This is a genomic window from Capillimicrobium parvum (genome assembly GCF_021172045.1).
GTDB lineage: Bacteria > Actinomycetota > Thermoleophilia > Solirubrobacterales > Solirubrobacteraceae > Capillimicrobium > Capillimicrobium parvum.
On record NZ_CP087164.1, the window covers coordinates 5,746,924 to 5,767,634 of the forward strand.

The 20,711-nt window shown below is 73.3% G+C and carries 17 protein-coding genes; 10 read left to right on the forward strand and 7 right to left on the reverse strand.

From position 1 onward, the window contains the following. Positions 1 to 8: 8 nt before the first annotated feature. Both DSM104329_RS27805 and DSM104329_RS27810 read left to right on the forward strand, forming a co-directional pair. Entirely contained in the window at positions 9 to 1,244 is a 1,236-nt protein-coding gene (locus tag DSM104329_RS27805) for a solute carrier family 23 protein (protein ID WP_259313128.1), read from the forward strand. Beyond that, a complete protein-coding gene (locus DSM104329_RS27810) occupies positions 1,241 to 2,254 on the forward strand; it encodes a DMT family transporter (protein ID WP_259313129.1) in 1,014 nt (337 codons plus the stop codon). The genes DSM104329_RS27805 and DSM104329_RS27810 overlap by 4 nt, the downstream gene beginning before the upstream one ends. Here the strand turns inward: DSM104329_RS27810 and DSM104329_RS27815 are convergent. Continuing rightward, positions 2,183 to 2,974, reverse strand: a complete 792-nt coding sequence (locus tag DSM104329_RS27815; RefSeq protein WP_259313130.1) for an SDR family NAD(P)-dependent oxidoreductase — start codon at positions 2,972 to 2,974, stop codon at positions 2,183 to 2,185. The two genes, DSM104329_RS27810 and DSM104329_RS27815, sit on opposite strands and share 72 nt — an antisense overlap. 131 nt (positions 2,975 to 3,105) lie before the next feature. Here DSM104329_RS27815 and DSM104329_RS27820 point away from each other — a divergent pair, with 131 nt between their 5' ends. The 4 genes from DSM104329_RS27820 (at position 3,106) to DSM104329_RS27835 (ending at position 7,536) form a co-directional block, all read left to right on the forward strand. Beyond that, positions 3,106 to 4,602, forward strand: coding sequence for an aldehyde dehydrogenase (locus DSM104329_RS27820; protein ID WP_259313131.1), 1,497 nt, complete (start codon positions 3,106 to 3,108; stop codon positions 4,600 to 4,602). 1 nt (position 4,603) lies between these two features. Next, positions 4,604 to 5,650 carry an LLM class flavin-dependent oxidoreductase gene (locus DSM104329_RS27825; protein ID WP_259313132.1) on the forward strand — a complete coding sequence of 349 codons (1,047 nt, stop codon included), beginning with the start codon at positions 4,604 to 4,606 and terminating at the stop codon, positions 5,648 to 5,650. Continuing rightward, entirely contained in the window at positions 5,647 to 6,384 is a 738-nt protein-coding gene (locus DSM104329_RS27830; protein ID WP_259313133.1) for an SDR family NAD(P)-dependent oxidoreductase, read from the forward strand. Before DSM104329_RS27825 ends, DSM104329_RS27830 begins: the two co-directional genes overlap by 4 nt. Before the next feature lie 72 nt (positions 6,385 to 6,456). Continuing rightward, entirely contained in the window at positions 6,457 to 7,536 is a 1,080-nt protein-coding gene (locus DSM104329_RS27835; RefSeq protein WP_259313134.1) for a tartrate dehydrogenase, read from the forward strand. A gap of 6 nt (positions 7,537 to 7,542) precedes the next feature. Here the strand turns inward: DSM104329_RS27835 and DSM104329_RS27840 are convergent, their stop codons facing one another. Together DSM104329_RS27840 and DSM104329_RS27845 are read right to left on the reverse strand one after the other, a co-directional pair. Then, positions 7,543 to 8,646: an acetamidase/formamidase family protein gene (locus DSM104329_RS27840; protein ID WP_259313135.1), complete on the reverse strand. Its 1,104-nt coding sequence runs from the start codon at positions 8,644 to 8,646 to the stop codon at positions 7,543 to 7,545. After that, positions 8,643 to 9,122, reverse strand: a complete 480-nt coding sequence (locus DSM104329_RS27845) for a GAF domain-containing protein (protein WP_259313136.1) — start codon at positions 9,120 to 9,122, stop codon at positions 8,643 to 8,645. Before DSM104329_RS27845 ends, DSM104329_RS27840 begins: the two co-directional genes overlap by 4 nt. 127 nt (positions 9,123 to 9,249) lie before the next feature. Between DSM104329_RS27845 and DSM104329_RS27850 the strand changes: the two genes are divergently transcribed. The 3 genes from DSM104329_RS27850 to DSM104329_RS27860 are packed head-to-tail and all read left to right on the forward strand — an operon-like array spanning position 9,250 to position 13,966. Next, positions 9,250 to 11,316, forward strand: a complete 2,067-nt coding sequence (locus DSM104329_RS27850) for a hydantoinase/oxoprolinase family protein (protein WP_259313137.1) — start codon at positions 9,250 to 9,252, stop codon at positions 11,314 to 11,316. Beyond that, positions 11,313 to 13,097, forward strand: coding sequence for a hydantoinase B/oxoprolinase family protein (locus DSM104329_RS27855; protein ID WP_259313138.1), 1,785 nt, complete (start codon positions 11,313 to 11,315; stop codon positions 13,095 to 13,097). Before DSM104329_RS27850 ends, DSM104329_RS27855 begins: the two co-directional genes overlap by 4 nt. Beyond that, positions 13,097 to 13,966: an alpha/beta fold hydrolase gene (locus tag DSM104329_RS27860; protein WP_259313139.1), complete on the forward strand. Its 870-nt coding sequence runs from the start codon at positions 13,097 to 13,099 to the stop codon at positions 13,964 to 13,966. Before DSM104329_RS27855 ends, DSM104329_RS27860 begins: the two co-directional genes overlap by 1 nt. A 65-nt stretch (positions 13,967 to 14,031) precedes the next feature. On the opposite strand, the gene DSM104329_RS27865 is transcribed toward DSM104329_RS27860, so the two are convergent. Next, positions 14,032 to 14,868, reverse strand: a complete 837-nt coding sequence (locus tag DSM104329_RS27865) for an alpha/beta fold hydrolase (RefSeq protein WP_259313140.1) — start codon at positions 14,866 to 14,868, stop codon at positions 14,032 to 14,034. 95 nt (positions 14,869 to 14,963) lie between these two features. On the opposite strand from DSM104329_RS27865, the gene DSM104329_RS27870 reads away from it, so the two are divergent. After that, positions 14,964 to 16,160, forward strand: coding sequence for a CaiB/BaiF CoA transferase family protein (locus tag DSM104329_RS27870; RefSeq protein ID WP_259313141.1), 1,197 nt, complete (start codon positions 14,964 to 14,966; stop codon positions 16,158 to 16,160). 812 nt (positions 16,161 to 16,972) lie between these two features. Here the strand turns inward: DSM104329_RS27870 and DSM104329_RS27875 are convergent. The 3 genes from DSM104329_RS27875 to DSM104329_RS27885 are packed head-to-tail and all read right to left on the reverse strand — an operon-like array spanning position 16,973 to position 20,708. Next, complete coding sequence (locus DSM104329_RS27875; RefSeq protein ID WP_259313142.1) at positions 16,973 to 18,394, reverse strand: amidase; 1,422 nt, start codon at positions 18,392 to 18,394, stop codon at positions 16,973 to 16,975. Then, on the reverse strand, positions 18,391 to 18,783 hold the full coding sequence (locus DSM104329_RS27880) for a RidA family protein (protein ID WP_259313143.1): 393 nt from the start codon (positions 18,781 to 18,783) through the stop codon (positions 18,391 to 18,393). The genes DSM104329_RS27875 and DSM104329_RS27880 overlap by 4 nt, the downstream gene beginning before the upstream one ends. Beyond that, on the reverse strand, positions 18,783 to 20,708 hold the full coding sequence (locus DSM104329_RS27885; RefSeq protein WP_259313144.1) for a hydantoinase B/oxoprolinase family protein: 1,926 nt from the start codon (positions 20,706 to 20,708) through the stop codon (positions 18,783 to 18,785). The genes DSM104329_RS27880 and DSM104329_RS27885 overlap by 1 nt, the downstream gene beginning before the upstream one ends. Positions 20,709 to 20,711 lie beyond the last annotated feature (3 nt).

The window sequence follows — 20,711 nt, forward strand, 5'->3', positions numbered from 1 at the left end:
TCGGCGACGTGGTCGCGGCCGTCCTCTGGGTGGTCGCCGTCATCCCGTCGGCGTTCGGGTTCTGGCTGGTCGCCGGGGACCTCGCGAACGTCCCGGCGGCCGACACGCGGACGCTGGTGTTCTCCGCGATGTTCACCCTCGGCCTGGCCACGCTGGCGCAGGTCGCGGCCGGCTACCGCGGCCTCCTCTACGAGGGCCCGTCGGCGGCGTACCTCGCGGCGATCGTCGTCATCACCGCGGGCGGGCACGGCCTGGCCGGCGTGACCGGCGGGCTGATCGTCGCGGGCGCGGCGATCGTCGCGCTGAGCCTGCTGCGCTTCGATCGCCTGCTGCGGCCGCTCATGACGCCGCTGACCGGCATGGTGTTCGTGCTCGTCGTGTGCGTGGCGGTGATCCCGGCGACGGCCGAGCGCGCGGTCGCGGCGAGCTCGGCCCATCCGCTCGGCACCGCGCCCGCGTGGGCCGCGGCCGCCGCCGTCGTCGTCACCGGCCTCGTCCTACAGGGCATTCCCGTGCTGCGCCAGTACGCGCTGTTCGGCGCGCTGCTCGCCGGCACCGCGGTGTCCTTCGCGATCTCCGGGATCCCGGACACCTCGCTGGCCGGTGGGCTGGCCACGCCGGACCTCATGCCGTGGGGGTCGCCCGACTTCGGCGCCGGGGTCATCGCGCCGTTCCTCATCGCGGCGCTGCTCGTCGCGTTCAACGAGATCGCCGCCATCGAGGTCGCGGCCGACTCGTACGGGACCGTGCCCGCACCGGACGCCGGGCGCCGCGGCCTCGCCATCCACGGCGTCGCGCAGGTGGCGGGCGCGGCGGTCGGGAACGTGCTCGGCACGGTGGCGCGCCTGGACTCGGTGCCGATCGTGCGGCTGCTGGCCAACCGCCGGCGCGCCGCGCTCGCGCTGGCCGCGCTGATCGTGATGGGGCTGGCGTTCGTGGAGCCGTTCCTCGGCCTCGTGGCCGCGCTGCCGCTGACCGTCTCCGCCGCGCTGCTCGGCTTCATGATGGTGTCGCTCGTCGCCATCACCCTCGGCCGGGTGTGGGTCCTCGGGGGCCGCGCCCGCCTCGTCGCCGCGGTGGCCCTCGCGCCCTCGATCGCCTGGACACCGCTGCAGGACTCGCTGTCGGCCACCGCCCAGCTGATCGGCAACCCGATGCTGTGGGGCGTCGGCCTCGGCATCCTCCTCGAGCGCGGGCTGGCGCGCCGGGACCGAATCCGCGCAACCAGGCAAGGAGCCCCATGAGCCGCCGTCCCGCTGCCGCCGTCCCCTACGTCCTGCTCGGCGTCACCGTCTTCTTCTGGGGCAGCGCGTTCCATGCCACGGCGGTCGGCACCGAGCACGCTTCGGCGGTGGTCTTCTCCACCCTGCGCGCCCTGCCGGCCGCGCTCGTGCTGCTCGCCGTCACGGCCCTGGTGCGGGGCAGCATCCCGCGCGGGCGAACGCTGGCGTGGGCGGCGCTCTCGGGCCTGCTGATGGTGACGCTCACGTTCGAGGGCATCGCCGAGGGCACCACGCTGGCCGGCGCCGGGAACGCGGCCGTGCTCGTCAACACCACCCCGTTCTTCGTGCTGCTGCTGGGGCGCGCGTTCCTCGGCGAGCGGATCGCCAACTGGGGCGTCATCGGGCTCGTCACGGCGTTCGTCGGCGTCGTGGTGATGGTCTCCTCCCAGCTCGGCGGCGACGCCAGCACGGGCGACCTCGCGCTCGGCATGGGCATCGCGCTGGCCTCTGGGGCCGGGTTCGGCGTCGGCACCCTGATCGTCAAGGCCACGGCCACGCGCTATCCGGAGACCGACCTCAAGGGCTTCGCCGCCGTCCAGCACCTCGTGGGCGGGATCGCGCTCATCCCGCTGGCGCTCGCCTACGGCGACATCGGGGACACCGACTGGGGCTCCGCGGACCTGTGGGGCGCCATCGCCTGGGTCGCGATCGGCAGCTCGGCGATCGCGTCGCTGGCCTACTTCACGGCGCTGCGAGCCATCCCGGCGGCACGCGCGAGCGCGTGGCAGTTCCTCGCGCCGGTGGTCGCGGTCGTCGTCGAGGTCGCCTACGGCAACACGCCCGATGGGATCGTGCTCGCGGGCATGGGGCTGGTCATCGCCGGCGTCGCGGTGGTGAGCATCGCGCCGGCGCGCGCCGCGGCCCGCGCCGGGCGGGCGGCGCGCGACCGCCGGCTTGCCCTAGAGGTCGAGCCCGGGCTCGCCCGCCGTCCAGCCGCCGTCAACCGGCAGGAGGTGCCCGGTGATGAGTGACGCGGCGTCGGAGCAGAGGAAGACCGCGGCCCCGGCGATGTCCTCGGGCTGACCGATGCGCCCGAGCGGGATCCGCTTGACCGACGCGTCGTGGACCTGCTGGATGCGCAGCATCGGCTCCGCCATCGGCGTCCACACGAACGTCGGGGCGATCGCGTTGACCCGGATGCCGTGCGGCGCCCAGTCGATCGCCTGACTGCGGGTCATCGCCGCGATCGCGCCCTTCGTGGCCGTGTAGACGACCTGGTGGGGCAGCGAGAGGATCGCCGCCTGCGAGGCGAGGTTCACGATGGAGCCGCTGCCGCGGGCGCGCATGTTCGGGAAGGCGGCCTGCGCGGTGAACAGGCTGCCCTTCACGTTGACGCGCCATAGGAGGTCGAGGTCCTCCTCGGACGCCTCCTCGGCCGGAACGTTCTCGCTGATGACCGCCGCGCAGTTCACGACGCCGTCGACGCGCCCGAGCGTGCCCACGATCTGCTCGAACGCGGCCATGACCGCCGTGCGGTCGCCCACGTCGACGCCGAGGCTGAGGACGCGGCGCCCCGTCGCCTCGACGAGGCCCGCGGTGTCGGCCAGGCGCCCCTCGTCGAGGTCGATGAGCGCGATGTCGGCCCCGGCCTCCGCCGCCGCGGCGGCGACGCCCTGGCCGATGCCCTGCGCCGAGCCCGTGACCGCGACGACGCGCCCCGAAAGCCCGAAGTCGATCTTGAAGTCCGACATTCACTCCACCTCTCGTCAGGTTGCGGCAATGGGCGCGCCCTGGGGCCGCGTGCGCGACTGGGCATGCGAGGTTTAAGTGTAAGTCGAACTTCGGTCTGATGCAGCGCGGCGGCGGGTGATAGAACCTGCCCATGAGCGCCAGCGCCGTGACCGAGTACCAGATGGTGATCGGCGGGCAGTCCGTGCCCGCCTCGGGCGGCCGCACCCTCGACAGCGTCGACCCGGCCACGGGCGACACGTGGGCGCGGATCCCGGATGCGACGCCCGAGGACGTCGACCGCGCCGTGGCCGCCGCCCGGTCCGCCTTGCGCGACCCGGCCTGGGCGGGTCTCACGGCGTCCGCCCGCGGGCGCCTGCTGACCGACCTCGCTGCCCTCGTCGAGGAGGAGGCCGACGCGCTGGCCCGCATCGAGACGCGCGACAACGGCAAGCTGCTGCGCGAGACCAGCGCGCAGGCCCACGCGCTCGGGCGCTGGTACCGCTACTTCGGCGGGCTGGCCGACAAGATCGAGGGCAGCGTCCCGCCGATCGACTTCCCGAGCGTCATGAACTTCACCGTGCGCGAGCCCGTGGGCGTCGTCGCCGCGATCGCGCCGTGGAACTCGCCGCTGCTGCTCGCCACGTGGAAGCTCGCGCCCGCGCTCGCGGCCGGCAACGCGGTGGTGGCCAAGCCGAGCGAGTACACGTCCGCGTCGCTGATCGAGCTGGCGCAGCTGTTCGAGCGCGCGGGCTTCCCGCCCGGCGTGCTCAACGTGATCACGGGGACGGGGGCGGGCGCGGGCGCCGCGCTCACCGGCCACCCGGGCATCGACCACATCGCCTTCACCGGCGGACCCGAGAGCGCCCGGGCCATCGGCCACGCCGCGGCCGACCGGCTGACGCCCGCGACCTACGAGCTCGGCGGCAAGTCGGCCAACGTCGTCTTCGAGGACGCCCAGCTCGACGCGGCCGAGGCCGGCGTGCTCGCCGGGATCTTCGCCGCGTCCGGACAGACCTGCATCGCCGGCTCGCGCCTGCTCGTGCAGCGGACGATCGCCGAGGACTTCTCCGCGCGGATCGTGGCGCGCACCGAGGCGATCCGCCTCGGCGACCCGACCGCGCCCGACACGCAGATGGGCCCGGCGGCCACGGCCCCGCAGCGCGAGCGGATCGCCGGCGCGGTCGAGCGGGCGGTCGCCGGGGGCGCCACGCTGGCGGCGGGCGGCCGCATCCCCGACGACCCGGCGCTCGGCCGCGGGCTCTACTACGCGCCGACCGTCCTCACCGACGTCACCCCCGAGAGCGAGATCGCGCAGACCGAGGTCTTCGGGCCGGTGCTCGCCGTCATCCCGTTCGAGGACGAGGCCGACGCGGTGCGCATCGCCAACGCGACGCCGTACGCGCTGGCCGCGGGGGTCTGGACCCGCGACGTCAAGCGCGCGCACCGCATGGCGCGGGCGCTCGACGCCGGCACGATCTGGGTCAACACGTACCGCGCCGTCTCGCCGCTGTCGCCGTTCGGCGGCTCGGGCCTCAGCGGCTTCGGCCGCGAGAACGGGATGGAGGCGATCACCGCGTTCACGAAGACGAAGAGCGTGTGGATCGAGCTCTCCGAGGACGTCCAGGACCCGTTCGTCCTCCGGGTCTGAGATGGAGGGCACCGGCGCACGGATCCAGCTCGGCCTGTTCGTCTCCGGCCAGCACCCGCCCCAGCGCAACCCCGCCGAGGCGATCCGCGAGCACCTCGAGCAGGTCGAGCTGGCGCGCGAGCTGGGGTTCGCCTCCGTGTTCGCGGGCCAGCACTTCCTCTCCGACCCCTTCGCGATGTTCCAGAGCATCCCGCTGCTGGCCCGGCTCGCCGCCTCGGCCGACGGGATGATCGTCGGGACCGGCATCGTGCTGCTGCCGCTGCTGAACCCGGTGGAGGTCGCGGAGAACGCGGCGACGCTGCATGCGATTTGCGGCGGGCGCCACGTCCTCGGCGTGGGCATCGGCTACCGCGCCGCCGAGAACGCGGCCTTCGGCCTCGGGCCCGGCCGCGCCGCCGTGCTGGAGGCCAAGCTCGACGTCGTGCGCCGGCTGCTGGCCGGCGAGTCCGTCACCGCTTCCGGCCCGGGGTACGCGCTCGAGGGCGCGCGCCTCGCGCTGGTGCCCGAGCGCCCGCCGCCGATCTGGATGGCCGCCAACGGCGACCGCGCCGTCGCGCGCGCCGCGCGGCTGTCCGACGCGTGGATGGTCAACCCGCACACGCGGCTGGACGAGCTCGCACGCCAGATGCAGATCTTCCGCGCCGAGCGCGCCGCCGCGGGGCTGCCGCCCTCGGCCTGCACGCCGGTGATCAAGGAGGTCTGCGTCGCCGAGACGGACGCCGCGGCGATGGAGGCGGCGCGACCGTGGCTGAAGGGCAAGTACGACGCCTACGTGGACTGGGGCCAGAGCGAGGTGCTGCCGCCGGCCGACACGCTGCGGCGCGAGTTCGACGAGCTGACGGCGGGTGGGAGGTTCGTGCTCGGATCGCCGGAGACGTGCACGGCCATCCTGGCCCAGCACGTCGACCGGCTCGGCGCGGACCACGTCATCTGCCGCGTGCAGTGGCCGGGGATGCCGCAGGAGCACGTGCTGCGCTCGCTGCGGCTGCTGGCGCGCGAGGTGCTCCCGGCCCTGCGCGGGAACGCGGCAGGAGGAGGGCGGCCATGAGGCTCTCGGGCAAGCGGATCGTCGTGACCGGCGCGGCGTCGGGAATCGGGCGCGAGGTCGTCGCGCGCTGCCGGGAGGAGGGCGCGCGCGTCGCGCCGGTCGACCGGGACGCGGGCGAGGTCGAGGGCCAGGGCGTCCACGTCGCCGACGTCACCGACGCGGCCGCGGTGCAGCGGGCGATCGAGGCGGCCGTCGCCGAGATGGGCGGCCTGGACGTCGTCGTCAACAACGCGGGCATCCCGATGGTCGGCGCGGTCCACGAGCTCGCCGAGGACGACTGGGACCGCGCGCTCGCCGTGGACCTCAAGTCGGTGTTCCTCGTGTCGCGCGCGGCGTGGCCGCACCTGCGCGAGTCGGGCGGCGGCGCGATCGCCAACACCGCCTCCGTCGCCGGGCAGTGGGGGACGCCGGGCCAGGCCGCCTACGCGACGGCGAAGGCCGGCGTCGTGATGCTCACGAGGTGCATGGCGCTCGACGGCGCGAAGGACGGCATCCGGGTCAACGCCGTCGCCCCGGGCTTCGTGGCGACCCCGATGCTCGAGCGCTACCTGGATGCGCAGGAGGCCCCGGCGGCCGCGCGCACCGGCGTCGAGGCGCTGCACCCGCTCGGCCGCCTCGGCGTCCCGCGCGACATCGCCGACGCGTTCGTGTACCTCGTCTCCGACGAGGCGCGCTGGGTGACCGGCGCGACGCTCGCGGTCGACGGCGGCTTCACGGCCGGCATCCACGGCTGAGCGCGGCGCGCCGGAGGACGCGGCCCGAGGCGCGAAAGTCGGACATCGCGTCCCCCGGGTAGGATCGCCGCCGTGCGCGAGCTCAACATCGCCGTCATCCCGGGCGACGGGATCGGCCCCGAGGTCATCCCCCAGGCGGTCGCGGCCCTCGAGGCCGCCGCCGCGTCGCACGGCGGTCTGCGGATCGCCGCCGAGAGCTTCCCGTGGGGCTCCGAGCACTACCTGGAGCACGGGCACGTGATGCCCGACGACGGCCCGGAGCGCCTTGCCGGGTTCGACGCGATCCTCGCCGGCCCGGTCGGCGACCCGCGAATCCCCGACACCGTGACGGTGTGGGGGCTCATCCTCGCGCTGCGCCAGGCGTTCGACCAATACGTGAACCTGCGCCCCGCGCAGCTGCTGACCGGCGTGCGCGGGCCGCTGGCCGACGTGCCGCCCGAGTCGGTCGACATGGTCTTCGTCCGCGAGAACACCGAGGGCGAGTACGGCGGCGCGGGCGGACGGGTGCACCGCGACCGGCCCGCCGAGGTGGCGGTCGAGACCTCGGTGTTCACGCGCTCGGGGATCGAGCGGATCGTGCGCTACGCCTTCGAGCACGCGCGCGCCGCGGGCCGGCGCCGGGTGACGAGCGCGACGAAGTCCAATGCGCTGCGCCACGCGATGCCGCTGTGGGACGAGGTCTTCGCCGAGGTGGCGGCCGACTACGCCGACATCGAGCACGACTCCTGCCTCATCGACGCGCTCGTGGCGCGGATGGTCAGCCGGCCGGACTCGCTGGACGTCGTCGTGGCGAGCAACCTGTTCGGCGACATCCTCACCGACCTCGGCGCGGCGATCGCCGGGAGCATGGGGCTCGCGCCGAGCGCGAACCTGGATCCGACGCGCCGCAGCCCGAGCCTCTTCCAGGCCATCCACGGCTCGGCGCCCGACATCGCCGGGCGCGGGATCGCCAACCCGATCGCGGAGATCTGGTCGGCCGCCATGCTGCTCGAGTTCGCCGGCGAGCAGGAGGCCGGCGCGGCGCTCATGGAGGCCGTGCGCGAGACGGTCGCCGACCCGGCGCGGCGCACGACCGACCTGGGCGGCAGCGCATCCACGGCCGAGGTCGGCACGGCGGTGTGCGCGGCGGTCGCGGCCCGGGCGACCGCCTGAGCGGCGTCAGCCCTCGAACACGTCGAGCGGCAGCAGCGCCGAGACCATCCCGTTCGGGACGTTGACGGCCTGGCTGATGCGCAGGTCGGCGGCGACGCTCGCCAGCACGTAGGCCTGCTCGGCGCGCAGGCCCCGCTCGGCGACGAGCCACCCCACGAGCTCCTCGAGCGCGCGGCGGGCCGCGAGCCGGAGGTCCAGGCCGGCGTTCTCGCCGTCGTCGGTCAGCGGGATGCCGGTGGTGGCGAACCAGCGGCGCGGTCGCGGCGCGGGCTCCTCGGTGTGCTCGAAGGCGGGGAAGCGGGGCGTCCAGCCGCCCGAGCCCGGCGCGCGCAGGTCGACGCGCACGCGCGCGATGCCCGAGGCCTCGATCGCCGTCCCGCACGACTCGCCGTCGCCCTGCGCGACGTGGATGTCGCCCAGCGAGAGCAGCGCCCCGGGTACGTGCACCGGGAGCAGCAGGAGGCTGCCCGCGGTCAGCTGGCGGATGTCGAGGTTGCCGCCGTTCTCGCGCGGCGGGATGGTGCGCAGCCCCTCGGCGCCGATCGCGCCGCCCGGCACGGCGGCGTTCGGCTCGGGACCGAGCACCATCGCCCCGGTGCGCGCGAGCGCCGCCTCGCGCTCGCGCGCCTGGGCGAGCAGCGGCGCCGACGGGGCGACCGCGATCGCGCCGAGGAACGGGCGCGCACGGATGGCGATCCCCGGCAGGTCGTCGCTGCGCGCGACCCCGTCGGCGATCCGCCAGCGCACAAGGAAGGGCGCGTCGAAGTAGCCGGCGAGGAGGCCGAACCCGGGGATGACCGCGGTGGCCCCCTCGGGATCCGGCTGCACCTCGAGGATGTCGACGGCGAGGACGTCGCCGGGCTGCGCGCCGCGCACGACCACCGGACCGGTGAGCGAGTGGTTGGCGTCGAGCCCGATGTGCGCGAGGGCGGCCGACGAGCCGGCGCGCAGCAGCTCGCCGTCCATGCCGTCGCGGCACTCGACCTCCAACTCGTCGCCCGGGTCGATCGTCAACACGGGCGGCACGCCGGGATGCAGCCGGTTGTGGGCGCCCTGCGGGTCGTCGAGGATCGACCGCGTGCGCTCCACGGCGAGCCGGTGCACCGTCATCGCGCCGCCTCCGCGAGGACGGCGCCGATCAGGCCGGCGCCGCGGGCCGCCGCCTCCGTCTCCGCGGCCGTCCACCGCCGCGCGGTGCCGAGCTGGTGCAGCGAGACGATGCCGCGCAGCTCGCCGTCGACGCGCACGGCGGTGACGATCTGCGACGCCATGCCGCCGTAGACGCCGAGCATCCGCTGGAAGGCGGGATCGTCGGACGCCGTCGCGCAGTCGTCCTGGACGACCTGCGGGACGCCCGCGAGCATGGCCTCGACCACCGGCTGGCCGGTCAGCACCACGGTGGTCTCGCCGATCAGCGTCCCCACCCCGGGGGCGCGCGACTCGTGGACGACGGGGAAGGTCTCGCCCGGGCGGTCGAGGCGCAGCGTGCACCGGCCGACGTCCAGCGCCTCGCGCAGGGCGCCGACCAGCGCGTCGAGCGCGGCGTCGCGCAGCGCGGCGGTCAGGGGCTGGGACTCAGTGGACATGGAGCCCATCGAACCGGGGTGAAGGTCTAATGTCAAACTTACGTCCCTTCGGTTTATGATGCAGCCGCGGGCGCCGGGCGGCGGCGCGCGCGACCGGCCCGGTACGAGCCACCAAGGAGAGACCTGCGTGATCAGCCTCGGCGTCGACGTCGGCGGGACGAACACCGACATCATCCTCGGTGGCCTCGAATCGGGCGTCGTCGTCCACAAGCTTCCATCCACGAAGGACGACCCGGCCCGGGCCACCGTGCAGGGCACGCTCGAGATCTGCGAGCTCGCGGCGATCTCCCCGGGCGACATCGAGCTCGTCCTCCACGGCACCACGGTCGCCACGAACGCGCTGCTCGAGCACGACGGCGGACGGACGGGGATGCTCACGACCGAGGGCTTCCGGGACATCATCCACATCGGCCGCCACCAGCGGCCACACAACTTCTCGCTCATGCAGGACATCCCGTATCAGCGCTGGCCGCTGGTCGAGCGCAAGCACCGCAAGGCGGTGCCGGAGCGGATCGTGCCGCCGGGCGAGGTCGCCATCCCGCTCGACGAGGAGCGCACCGTCGAGGCCATCCGCGAGCTGCGCGACTGGGGCGTCGAGTCGGTCTGCGTCTGCTTCCTGTTCTCGTTCCTCAACCCGTCGCACGAGCAGCGGGCGGGCGAGCTGATCGCCGAGCACTTCCCCGAGGCCGAGGTCTCGCTCTCGCACGAGGTCATCGCCCAGTTCCGCGAGTTCGAGCGCTTCACCACCACGGCGGTCAACGCGTACCTCAAGCCGCGCGTGCGCCGCTACCTCGAGCGCCTCGAGCGCGGCTGGCGCGACGCGGGCGTCCGCTGCCCGATCCACGTCATGCAGTCCAACGGCGGCGTCGCGGCGATCGCCGAGGCGGCGAGCCGCGCCGTGAACGTGCTGCTCTCCGGTCCCGCGGCCGGGGTCATCGCGGGCCGGCACGTCGGGCGCGCCAACGGCCACGAGCAGCTCATCACACTCGACATCGGCGGCACGTCGGCCGACATCTCCGTCATCCCCGGGCGGCTGCTCGAGCTCAACCCGCGCGACAGCGCGATGGGCGGCTATCCGATCCTCTCGCCCAAGCTCGACGTGACGGCGATCGGCGCCGGCGGCGGGTCGATCGCCTGGCGCGACGTCGGCGGGGCGTTCAACGTCGGCCCGCGCAGCGCGGGCGCCGACCCCGGCCCCGCGTGCTACGGGCGCGGCGGCACCGAGCCGACCGTCACCGACGCGCACGTCGTGCTCGGCCGCATCGACCCGGCGAACTTCCTCGCGGGCCGCCTGCCGCTCGATGCCGGCGCGGCCCGGGCCGCCGTGGAGCGCATCGCCGGGGAGTTCGGGATGGGCGCCGAGGAGGCCGCGCTGGCGATCCTGGCGATCGTCAACGCGAACATGGTGCGGGAGGTCCGCGTGCACTCGATCCGTCGCGGCTACGACCCGCGCGAGTGCGCGCTCGTCGCGTTCGGCGGCGCGGGTCCGCTGCACGCCTGCGAGATCGCCGCCGAGCTCGAGATCCCGACGATCCTGCTGCCGCCCGCGCCCGGGATCACGTCGGCCATGGGCCTGCTCGCCACCGACCTGAAGTACGACAACGTCCGCACCGTCGGGCGCATGCTCGACGAGGCCGACCGGGACGAGCTCGAGGCGAGCTTCGCGGCGATGGAGGACGAGCTGCGCGCCCGGCTCGAGGGCCATGCCGGCCTCACCCCGGTCCTGCGCCGCGAGGCGGCCTGCCGCTACGCCGGCCAGGGCTACGAGCTCGCCGCCTCCTGCGACGAGCTCGGCGACGACTGGCGCCGGCAGATCGCCGAGAGCTTCCACCGCCAGCACCACCACGAGTACGGCTTCGAGTTCCGCGGCGACCCCATCGAGATCATCAACCTGCGCGTCACGGCGACGGCGGAGATCTCCACGCGGCCGCACACCGCCGTGGCGGAGGGCGGGCTCGACGCCTCCGAGGCGCTCACCGGCATGACCGAGATGGTGTTCCCGGGCGCCGGCGGCCCGCGCCGCGAGTCGGTCGCCGCCTACGCGCGCGACCGCCTGCGCGCGGGAAACCGGCTCCCCGGCCCTGCCGTGGTGCACGAGATGGACTCGACGGTCGTGATCTCGCCCGGGTGGACCGGCGACGTCCGGCCCGACGGGACCATCCGCCTGACGACGACCGAGGAGACGAGCCGATGAGCCGCGACGTCGACCCCGTCCTGCTGCAGATCATCGGCGGCGAGCTGGACTCGATCGCCAAGGAGATGGCCCACCAGCTGATCCGCAGCTCGTACTCCGTGCTGATCCGCGAGTCCGAGGACATGGGCTGCGCCCTGCTGAACACGCGCTGCGAGGAGATCGCCGAGTCCGACAACACGCCGTTTCACGTCGGCTCGCTCGTCGCCTACACGAAGGGCATGCTGCAGACGATCGAGGAGCGCGGCATCGAGCTGCGCCCCGGCGACGTGCTCGCCCACAACCACCCGTACCTCGGGGCCAGCCACTCGCTCGACATCGCGATCATCGCGCCGATCTTCGTCGACGGCGAGCTCGTGGCGTTCTCGGCGAACACCGCCCACCACCTCGACATCGGCGGCGCCCAGCCGGGCGGCACGATCGACCTGTTCGACATGTACGCCGAGGGCCGCATCTTCAACGCGACGTTCCTCTACCGCGAGGGCGTGCGCGACGACAACATGTGGTTCTTCTTCACCGACAACACCCGCGCGCCGCGCGAGGTGATGGGGGACATCTCCTGCCAGGTCGCCGCGGCCCAGCACGGCGTCCGCCGCTTCAGCGAGCTGGTCGCCAAGCACGGCTGGGACACGGTGCAGTCGTACTCCGAGGAGCTCATCGACTACTCCGAGCGGATGCTGCGGGCGGAGATCGCGAAGATCCCCGACGGGACGTACGCGGCCGAGGGCTGGCTCGACGACGACGGCATCCACCGCGACCAGCCCGAGCGCATCAACGTGAAGGTGATCGTGGAGGGCGACTCGGTGACCGTCGACCTGTCCGAGTCGCCGCCGCAGCGCCCCAACGCGCTCAACACGCCGTACGGCGGCTCGACGTGCGTCGGCGTCTACAGCCTGTTCCGCACGCTCCTGCTCGACACGTTCCTGTCGGAGAAGTACATCCCCGGCAACTCGGGCGGCTTCCGGCCGATCACCGTCATCGCCCCCGAGGGCACGATCTTCAACCCGAGGTTCCCGGCCGCGACGCAGATCCGCTTCAACCCGATCAACCGCGTCGCCGACCTGATCCTGCAGGCCCTGGCGCCCGTCATGCCCGAGCGCACGACGGCGGGCAACTCGGCCCAGCTCAACGGCATGTACATGAGCGGCACGTATCCGGACGGCAGCTACTGGATCACGATCGAGGTCGACGAGGGCTCCTACGGCGGGCGGCCCGGCAAGGACGGCATGGACGCGGTCGACTGCCTGTCGGCCAACATCCGCAACCAGCCGATCGAGGACCTCGAGATGCACCTGCCGTTCCGGTTTCACCGCTACGAGCTGATCGAGCGGGAGTTCGGGCACGGCAGGTGGCGCGGCGGCACGAGCGCCGTGCGCGACTACGCGTTCCTGACGCCGGCCCAGGTGACGACGGAGTCCGAGCGCCACGCGGACATCGACCCGCCGCCGGGCGTGTTCGGCGGCACGCCCGGGCGGCCGGGCCGCTTCTGGCACGTCCGCAACGACGGCACGCAAGAGCGCCTGTACTCGAAGGTCAACGCCCACCGCTTCGCCGCGGGCGAGCGGCTGGTCATCGAGGGCGTCACGAGCGGCGGCTACGGCGACCCGCTGGACCGCGACCCGGCCCTCGTGCTCGACAACTGCCTCGACGAGCTCATCTCGATCGAGCAGGCCCGCGACGTCTACGGCGTGGTCATCGACGGCCGCGCGGTCGACGCGCCGGCCACCGATGCCCTGCGCGCGGAGCTGCGTGCGCGGTCAACCGAAGCGAAGGAGAACGCCTGATGCCGTTTGCGGACGTAGGCGACGTGCGGCTCTACTACGAGTTCACGGGCCCCGAGGACAAGCCGGTGATCCTGCAGTTCGGCGGGTCGCTGTTCGGCCGCCAGAACTTCGACATGGTCAACGACGGCATGCGCGAGAACTTCCGCCTGCTGAGCTTCGATGCGTCCGGCTACGGCCGCTCGACGCAGCCGCTGACGTCGTACTCGATCGAGAACTGGGCCGACGAGGGGGCCGGGCTGCTCGACGCGCTCGGCCTCGACCGCGTGCTGACCCACGGCACGTCGATGGGCGGGATGATCGCGATCGCGTTCACCGCGAAATACCCGGAGCGCACGATCGCGTCGTGCGCGGACTGCGGGATGGCGCGCTGCGACACGTACCGGCGCGTCATGTTCCGCAACTGGCGCCAGCAGTGCGAGGCGCTGCCGCTCGACGACTTCTGCGCGCTGCTGACGATCCAGGCGGTCGGCGCGGCGTTCATCGAGGAGCACCCGGACGTCTTCGACAACGTCACGCGGATCGTGAGCGCGAACTCGCCCTACACCGTGCGCCAGGCGTGTCTGGCCATGGAGGCCATGGACCTCGAGCCGCTCATCGGCGACATCCGCCGGCCGCTGCTGATGACGAACGGCTCGCGCGACATCATGACCCCGCCGGACCTGGCGCCGTCGGGCTACAGCGCGCGCCAGATCGCCGAGCGCGTGCCCGACTGGGCGCGGCTGCACGAGTTCCCCGACATCGGCCACGCCGACCTGCTCGAGGTGCCCGACGAGGCGGTCCGCGTCGTGACCGCGTTCTTTCAGGAGATCCTCCAGGGGGAGCCCGACGGCGCCGGGGTCTACAAGGACCTGCACGCGGCGGCCGCGTGAGCCGCCGCACCGCTCGACGCGAGCGGCCGCGCGCGGGCTCTCGCGCGCGGCCGCCCGCGTGACGCTCAGGCCGCGCCCGGGTGGCGGCGGAAGAAGTCCGTCACCGCCTGGGCGTGGTCCTCGGTGCTGTCGAAGATCGTCGAGTGGTTGCCGCCCTTGACGACGTACGTCTCCCCGTTGGGGAGGTTGTCGGCGATCCACTGCTGACCGGCGCCGTCGGGCCCCTGGTCCCACGGGGTCATGACGTCCTCGTCGCCGCCGATGACCAGCGCGGGCGAGGTGATCTTCTTGACCCAGTCGCGGTTGTCCATCGCGTTCATCGCCTCGCAGGCCGCGATCATGACGCGGTCCTCGTTGGCGTCGCGGAGGATCTGCTGGATCACGTCGACGCCGGCCTGGCCCTCGGGCGTGGCCATGTAGCCGCGCGACAGGCACTGCCAGGAGATGAGCTCGGCGAGGATGCGGCTGCCGCAGCCCTCGAGCTTGATGAGGTCGATCCAGTTCTTGAACACGAGCCGACCGGAGAAGCCGAGCTTGGCTGCCGCGCAGTTGATGACGACCGACTGGACGCGATCCGGGTACTTGCCGGCCATGATCGTCGCGACCATGCCGCCCATCGAGGTGCCGTGGATGTGCGCCTTCTCGATGCCGAGCGCGTCGAGCATCCCGGCGGCGTCGTCGGCCCAGACCTCGAGGTCGTAGTGCTGCTCCGGCTTCTCGGACGCCCCGTAGCCGCGCTGGTCGTAGTCGATGCAGCGGAAGTCCTTCGCCAGGATCGGCGTCATCGGCCCGAAGTTGAAGTGGCCGAAGCCCGAGCCGTGGATCTGCAGGACCGGCTCGCCCACGCCGGTGATCTCGTACCACAGCCTGGCACCGCGAACGTCGATGTGGTCGCCCGCCATCCGGTCCTCCTCTCGTGGTCCCGCCGGCCGCATGAACCGGCGCCGAGGACGTAGTATATGTCCGACATCAACCGAAGTCCGACTTCCGCTTACTCATGACACTCCCCCTTGCCGACGTGCGCGTCATCGCGGTCGAGCAGTACGGCGCGGGCCCCTGGGGCACGCTGCAGCTCGCCGACCTGGGCGCCGAGATCATCAAGATCGAGGACCCGGCCTCGCACGGCGACGTGGGGCGCTACGTCCCGCCGTACGCCGCGGACGAGGACTCGCTGTTCTTCGAGACGTTCAACCGCAACAAGAAGAGCGTCTCCCTCGATCTGCGCACGCCGCGCGGGCGTGAGGTGTTCGAGCGGCTCGTCGCCGGCGCGGATGCGGTCTACTCGAACCTCCGCGGCGATCAACCGGCCAAGCTGCGCCTGACCTACGACGACCTGCGCGACGTCAACCCGCGCATCGTGTGCTGCTCGCTGTCGGGCTTCGGGATGACGGGGCCGCGCGCGGGCGAGGCGGGCTACGACTACATCATGCAGGCGATGGCCGGCTGGATGAGCATGACCGGCGACCCCGACGGGCCGCCGACGAAGAGCGGCCTGTCGCTCGTCGACCTCTCCGGCGGGTACGTGTCGGCGATCGCGCTGCTCGCGGGACTCTGGCGCGCGCGCCGCGACGGCGTCGGCTGCGACTGCGACATCTCGCTCTTCGAGACCGCGCTGCACCAGCTCATGTACATCGGCACCTGGGCGGCGACCGAGGGCTACCGGCCGCGGCGCATGCCCGAGTCCGCGCACCCGTCGATCGTGCCCTTCCAGGCCTTCGCGACCGCCGACGGGTGGCTCACGGTGGCCTGCGCGAAGCAGAAGTTCTGGGAGATGCTCGCCCGCGCGCTCGACCACGAGGAGCTGCTCGACGACCCGCGCTTCGCGGACTTCGCCGGCCGCAACGAGCACCGCGAGGAGCTGCTGCCGGTGCTGCGCGAGGCGTTCGCGCGCCGCACGACCGACGAGTGGCTGGAGGTCCTCGCCGCCGCGGGCGTGCCCCACGGGCCGATCTACGAGGTCGGTGAGGCGCTCGAGGACCCGCACGTCCACGCGCGCGACGACGTCGTCGAGATCCCCCACCCGCGGTTCGGCACCGTCCGCCAGCTCGCCTCGCCGCTGCGGCTGAGCGGGGAGCCCAACCCGCTCGACCGCGCACCGTTCCGCGGCGAGCACACCGACGAGGTGCTGCGGGAGCTGGCCGGCTACTCCGACGACGAGATCGCGGAGCTGCGCGCCGGCGGGACGTTCGGCTGAGGCAAGCGGCGCGGCGCGGTCCGCGCGGTCCGCGCGGCGCGGTCGGCGCGGTCGGCGCGGTCGGCGCGGTCGGCGCGGTCGGCGCGGTCGGCGCGGTCGGCGCGGTCGGCGCGGTCGGCGCGGTCGGCGCGGCGCGCTCCGCCCAAGTCACTTCACGGGACCAACCGCGCTGAACGGCCTCATCGAAGGGGAACGGAGCCGGGTCCGCGCCTGGGCCGCGCGGGTGCGGCCGGCGGTGGCGTGACCCGGTCCTGTCGCGTTGACGGCGTCATGTGACGTCGACGCGACACGACCGGCGTCGCGCGGGCGCGGGCGCAGACGTTTGGGCGGTTGTGCCCGCTGATTGGGCGCGGGCGCGGACGTTTGGGGTTGTGCCCGCTGAGCGGGTATAGATGCCCGGAGCCGGGTCCGCGCCGGGGCCGCGCGGGTGCGGCCGGCAGTGGCGTGACCCGGTCCTGTCGCGTTCACGGCGTCATGTGACGTCGACGCGACACGACCGGCGTCGCGCGGGCGCGGGCGCAGACGTTTGGGCGGTTGTGCCCGCTGAGCGGGCATAGACGCCCGAACCCCCGGAGCGGACCGCTCACGCCCCGCAGGACGGCACACGAGGGCGCGCGAATCGGGCCCGAACCCCGCCCCGTTCCCCTTCGATGAGCTCCGCCCACGCCCAGCCCGCCGGCAACGGGCCGCAAGAGCGCGGAGCCCCGGCGCGAACGCCCGACCCTCGCCCCGGCGCGAACGCCCGACCCTGGCCCCGGGGCGCGAACGCCCGACCCTCGCCCCGGCGCAGTCAGAACGACGACGGCGCGGCGCTACCGCGCCACGCCCGCCCACGCCGCCTCGTCCGGCCGGCGCAGATGCCAGTCCGTCGCCTGCTGGTAGCCGTGCGCGGCGCGCAGGACGGTGCCGTCCTCGAACGGGCGGCCGAGGAGCTGCATCGCGACCGGCAGCCCGTCGACGAACCCGCACGGCACGACGAGCGCCGGCGTGCGTGAGCACACCCACATCCCGATGAACCGCGCGAGCACGCCGGTCATCGCCAGCGGCTCGCTCTCCGCGGCCAGCGGCGCGGCGCGGCCGGCGCCCGGACACAGCAGCAGGTCGCGGCCCTCGAGCACCTGCAGCACCCGCCGGCGCCACTCGCGCTGGACCTGGCGCCCGTAGCCGTACTTCGGCCCGGGCATCGCCGCCCCGCGGCGCAGCCGCTGCAGGACGTCCGGCGCGAAGACCTCCGGCGTGTCGCGCAGGCGGTCCTGGTGAAACCAGGCCGCCTCGCACAACAGCATCTCCGCGCTGAGCTCGAGCGCCTCCTTGCCGCCGGGCAGCTCGACGTCCTCGACGATCGCGCCGAGCCGCTCCAACTGCCCGACCGCCTCGTCGAGCAGCGCCGCGAACGCCGGGTCGAAGTCCGCGTCGTCCTCCCACCAGCCGCGCAGCACGCCGATGCGCATGCCGTCCACACCGCCGGCGAGCGCCGCCGCGGAGTCGTCGACCGCCACGTCGATCGTCACCGGGTCGTCCGGGTCGTAGCCGGAGATCGCATCCAGCATCGCCGCGACGTCCTCGGCCCGGCGGGCGAGCGGCCCGATCGTGTCGAACGTCCACGCCACCGGGATCGACCCGCGATTGCTCACGCGCCCCGAGGTGGGGCGCAGCCCGCAGCAGCCGCTCAGCGCCGCGGGCAGCCGGATCGAGCCGCCGGTGTCGGTGCCGAGCGTCGCGAGCGCGAGGTCCGACGAGATCGCCGCCCCCGAGCCGCCGCTGGAGCCGCCGCTCACGCGCGCGGGATCCCACGGGTTGTGCACGTCGCCCCAGTGGACGTTCTGGTTCGTCCCGCCGATCGCCCACTCCGACATGTGCAGCTTGCCGAGCAGCACCGCGCCGGCGCGGCGCAGCCCCTCGTACGCCGGCGCGTCCTGCGCGGGAGCGCGGTCGGCCGCCGGCAGGTGACGGGTGCCCGCGGTCATCGGAACGCCCGCGACCGCGATGTTGTCCTTCAGCGCGACCGGCACCCCGGCCAGGGGCCCGAGCGGGTCGCCGCGCCGCGCCGCCTCGTCGACCGCCGCCGCCTGCTCGAGCGCGAGGTCGGCGGTCACGGTGCGGTAGACGTTGAGCGCCTCGCCGTGGGCGGCGATCCGGTCGAGGTAGCCCTGCGCCAGATCGACCGCGGAGAGCTCCCCGGCGGCGATCGCCCGCCGAACCTCCGCGATGGAGACGTCGGGCGGCGTGCTCAAGCCTCGTCCACCGTGGCGACGGCCTCGATCTCCACGAGCAGCTCGGGCAGGCCGAGCGCCGCGACCTGCACGATCGTGTCCGACGGCCACGGCGCCTTGAACCACCGCCGGCGCATGTCGACGATGTCCGGGAACCCGGCCATGTCGGTGACGTAGATCGTCACCTTGAACACGCGCTCGAGCGACGAACCCGCCGCCTCCAGCACGGCGGCGAGGTTCGTCATCGTCTGCTCGATCTGGGCGCGCAGGTCCCCCGCGCCGACCACGGTTCCGTCCGGCGCGATCGCCGCCTGGCCCGAGGTGAACACGAGGTGTCCGACCCTGTGCGCCTGCGAGATGGCGTACTGCTCCTGCCAGTCGAACGGGGCTTCGACGACCTGGGCGTCCATCAGACCATCCCGAACGCCTGGTTGCCCGCCTCCGACGAGGGGCTCTTCGACGGGATCAGCTTGCCCGCGTCGCGGTTGAACACGTCGTCGAGCGAGCCGCTCGGGCCCCCGTTGCGCGCCGCGCGGATCTCCGCGCGCCGGCTCTCGGTGGCCGAGGTGTCGATCTCGAGCGACCTCTCGTCGACGAAGATCACGCCGTACGCGTCGCGCGCCAGCTCGATCGTCGTGAAGTCGTCGAGGACGTCCTCGCGCACCATGTTCGGGTCGCGCTCCAGCGGGTCGCCGTAGCCGCCCGCGTTGGGCTCGCGGAACTCGATGTACTCGCCGGCCTTGAACTCGATGCCGGTGACCTTCGCCTCCATGTACTCCTGCTGCGGCGTGCCCGGGTTCTTGTGCGTCGAGGCCACGAGCCCGTCCCAGCCGCCGAACACGCCGCGCGGCGGGTCCCACTGGCGGTCGCCCTCGCACGAGAACGTCCCGTCGACGAGGAAGCGGTTGCGCCGGATCACGCCGATGCCGCCGCGCCACTTGCCCGGCGCCGCCGGCTCCGGGCGCAGCTCGTACTGGTCGCAGCGCACGGGGAAGCGCAGGTCGAGCTCCTCGATCGGGTTGTTGCGCGTGTTGGCCATGAGGTTGTCGACGGAGTCCATGGCGTCCTTGCCGTACCGGCCGCCGTAGGAGCCCTCGTTGACCTCGAGGTACAGCCAGTACTCGCCGGTCTCCGGCACGAAGCCCGAGTACGAGCAGAAGTGGATCCCCGCCGAGTTGCCGGCGGTGACCTGCTGGGGCAGCTGGTCGGCGAGCGCGAGGATCGTGTTGTCGACCACCCGCTGCACCTGGCAGAAGCGCGAGAAGCACGCCCGCGGGAAGTTCGGGTTGAAGATCGTGCCCTTCGGCGCGACCACCTCCACCGGCCGGAAGACGCCGTCGTTCTGGGGCACGTGCTCGGGGAACGTCGTCTCGTCGAGCAGCAGCGTGCGGATCGCGTAGTACGCGCCGACGAGCAGCGACCCCTCGAACGGGACGTTGTAGCCCGTCGGCACCTCGGCCTGCGAGCCGGTCAGGTCGATCGTGATCGTGTCGCCCTCGACGATCACCTTCGTCTCCACCCGCAGGCGCACGCCGCGGTTGCGGGCGTCGTCGTCGAGCCACGCCGTCGGCGCCTGGTACTCGCCGTCCGGGATCTTCGCGATCTGGTCGCGCAGCATCTTCTCCGAGTAGTCCATCCACCCGTACGCCGAGCTCATGACCGTCTCGGTGCCGTAGCGCTCGAAGAGCCGCAGCATGCGGTCGCGCCCGAGCTGGCACGCGGCCATCATCGCGTTCATGTCGCCGCGGTTCATCGTCTCGGTCCGCACGTTGTCGAAGATCATGCGGTCGACGTCGACGTTCAGCTCGCCCTCGCGGTACCAGCGCAGGCCGTTGTAGAGCTTGGACTCGGCGTAGACGTCGAACGCGTCGGCGTTGATGCCGGGGAACGAGCCGCCGACGTCGAGCACGTGGGCGGTCACGGCCGCCCAGCCGAGCAGCTCGCCCTCGTGGAAGATCGGCACGGCCACCGCGACGTCCGGGCTGTGCGACGCCCCGAGGTACGGATGGTTGTGGACGATGACGTCGCCCTCGCGGATGTCGCCGTCGAGGCGGTCGAGGAAGCCGCGGATGTACCAGGGCAGCGAGCCGATGTGCATCGGCGTCGAGTCCGACTCGCACAGCTCGCGGCCCTGTGCGTCGAAGATCCCGGCGCCGAGGTCCTCGGACTCGCGGATGATCGAGGAGTACGACATCCGGAACAGGACGCCGGCCATCTCCTTGGCGATCGCGTGGAACGCGCCGCCGAGGACGCGCATGGTGATCGGGTCGACCTCGACGCGCTCGCGGGTGGGCGCACCGGGGGCGCGGCCGACCTCGTACGTGGCAACAGACATGGG

Excerpts from the sequence above, each read along its gene's own strand:
- DSM104329_RS27810 (WP_259313129.1), top strand. The coding sequence starts at position 1,241 with ATGAGCCGCCGTCCCGCTGCCGCCGTCCCCTACGTCCTGCTCGGCGTC.
- DSM104329_RS27815 (WP_259313130.1), bottom strand. The coding sequence starts at position 2,974 with ATGTCGGACTTCAAGATCGACTTCGGGCTTTCGGGGCGCGTCGTCGCG.
- DSM104329_RS27820 (WP_259313131.1), top strand. The coding sequence starts at position 3,106 with ATGAGCGCCAGCGCCGTGACCGAGTACCAGATGGTGATCGGCGGGCAG.
- DSM104329_RS27825 (WP_259313132.1), top strand. The coding sequence starts at position 4,604 with ATGGAGGGCACCGGCGCACGGATCCAGCTCGGCCTGTTCGTCTCCGGC.
- DSM104329_RS27830 (WP_259313133.1), top strand. The coding sequence starts at position 5,647 with ATGAGGCTCTCGGGCAAGCGGATCGTCGTGACCGGCGCGGCGTCGGGA.
- DSM104329_RS27840 (WP_259313135.1), bottom strand. The coding sequence starts at position 8,646 with ATGACGGTGCACCGGCTCGCCGTGGAGCGCACGCGGTCGATCCTCGAC.
- DSM104329_RS27845 (WP_259313136.1), bottom strand. The coding sequence starts at position 9,122 with ATGTCCACTGAGTCCCAGCCCCTGACCGCCGCGCTGCGCGACGCCGCG.
- DSM104329_RS27855 (WP_259313138.1), top strand. The coding sequence starts at position 11,313 with ATGAGCCGCGACGTCGACCCCGTCCTGCTGCAGATCATCGGCGGCGAG.
- DSM104329_RS27860 (WP_259313139.1), top strand. The coding sequence starts at position 13,097 with ATGCCGTTTGCGGACGTAGGCGACGTGCGGCTCTACTACGAGTTCACG.
- DSM104329_RS27865 (WP_259313140.1), bottom strand. The coding sequence starts at position 14,868 with ATGGCGGGCGACCACATCGACGTTCGCGGTGCCAGGCTGTGGTACGAG.
- DSM104329_RS27870 (WP_259313141.1), top strand. The coding sequence starts at position 14,964 with ATGACACTCCCCCTTGCCGACGTGCGCGTCATCGCGGTCGAGCAGTAC.
- DSM104329_RS27880 (WP_259313143.1), bottom strand. The coding sequence starts at position 18,783 with ATGGACGCCCAGGTCGTCGAAGCCCCGTTCGACTGGCAGGAGCAGTAC.
- DSM104329_RS27885 (WP_259313144.1), bottom strand. The coding sequence starts at position 20,708 with ATGTCTGTTGCCACGTACGAGGTCGGCCGCGCCCCCGGTGCGCCCACC.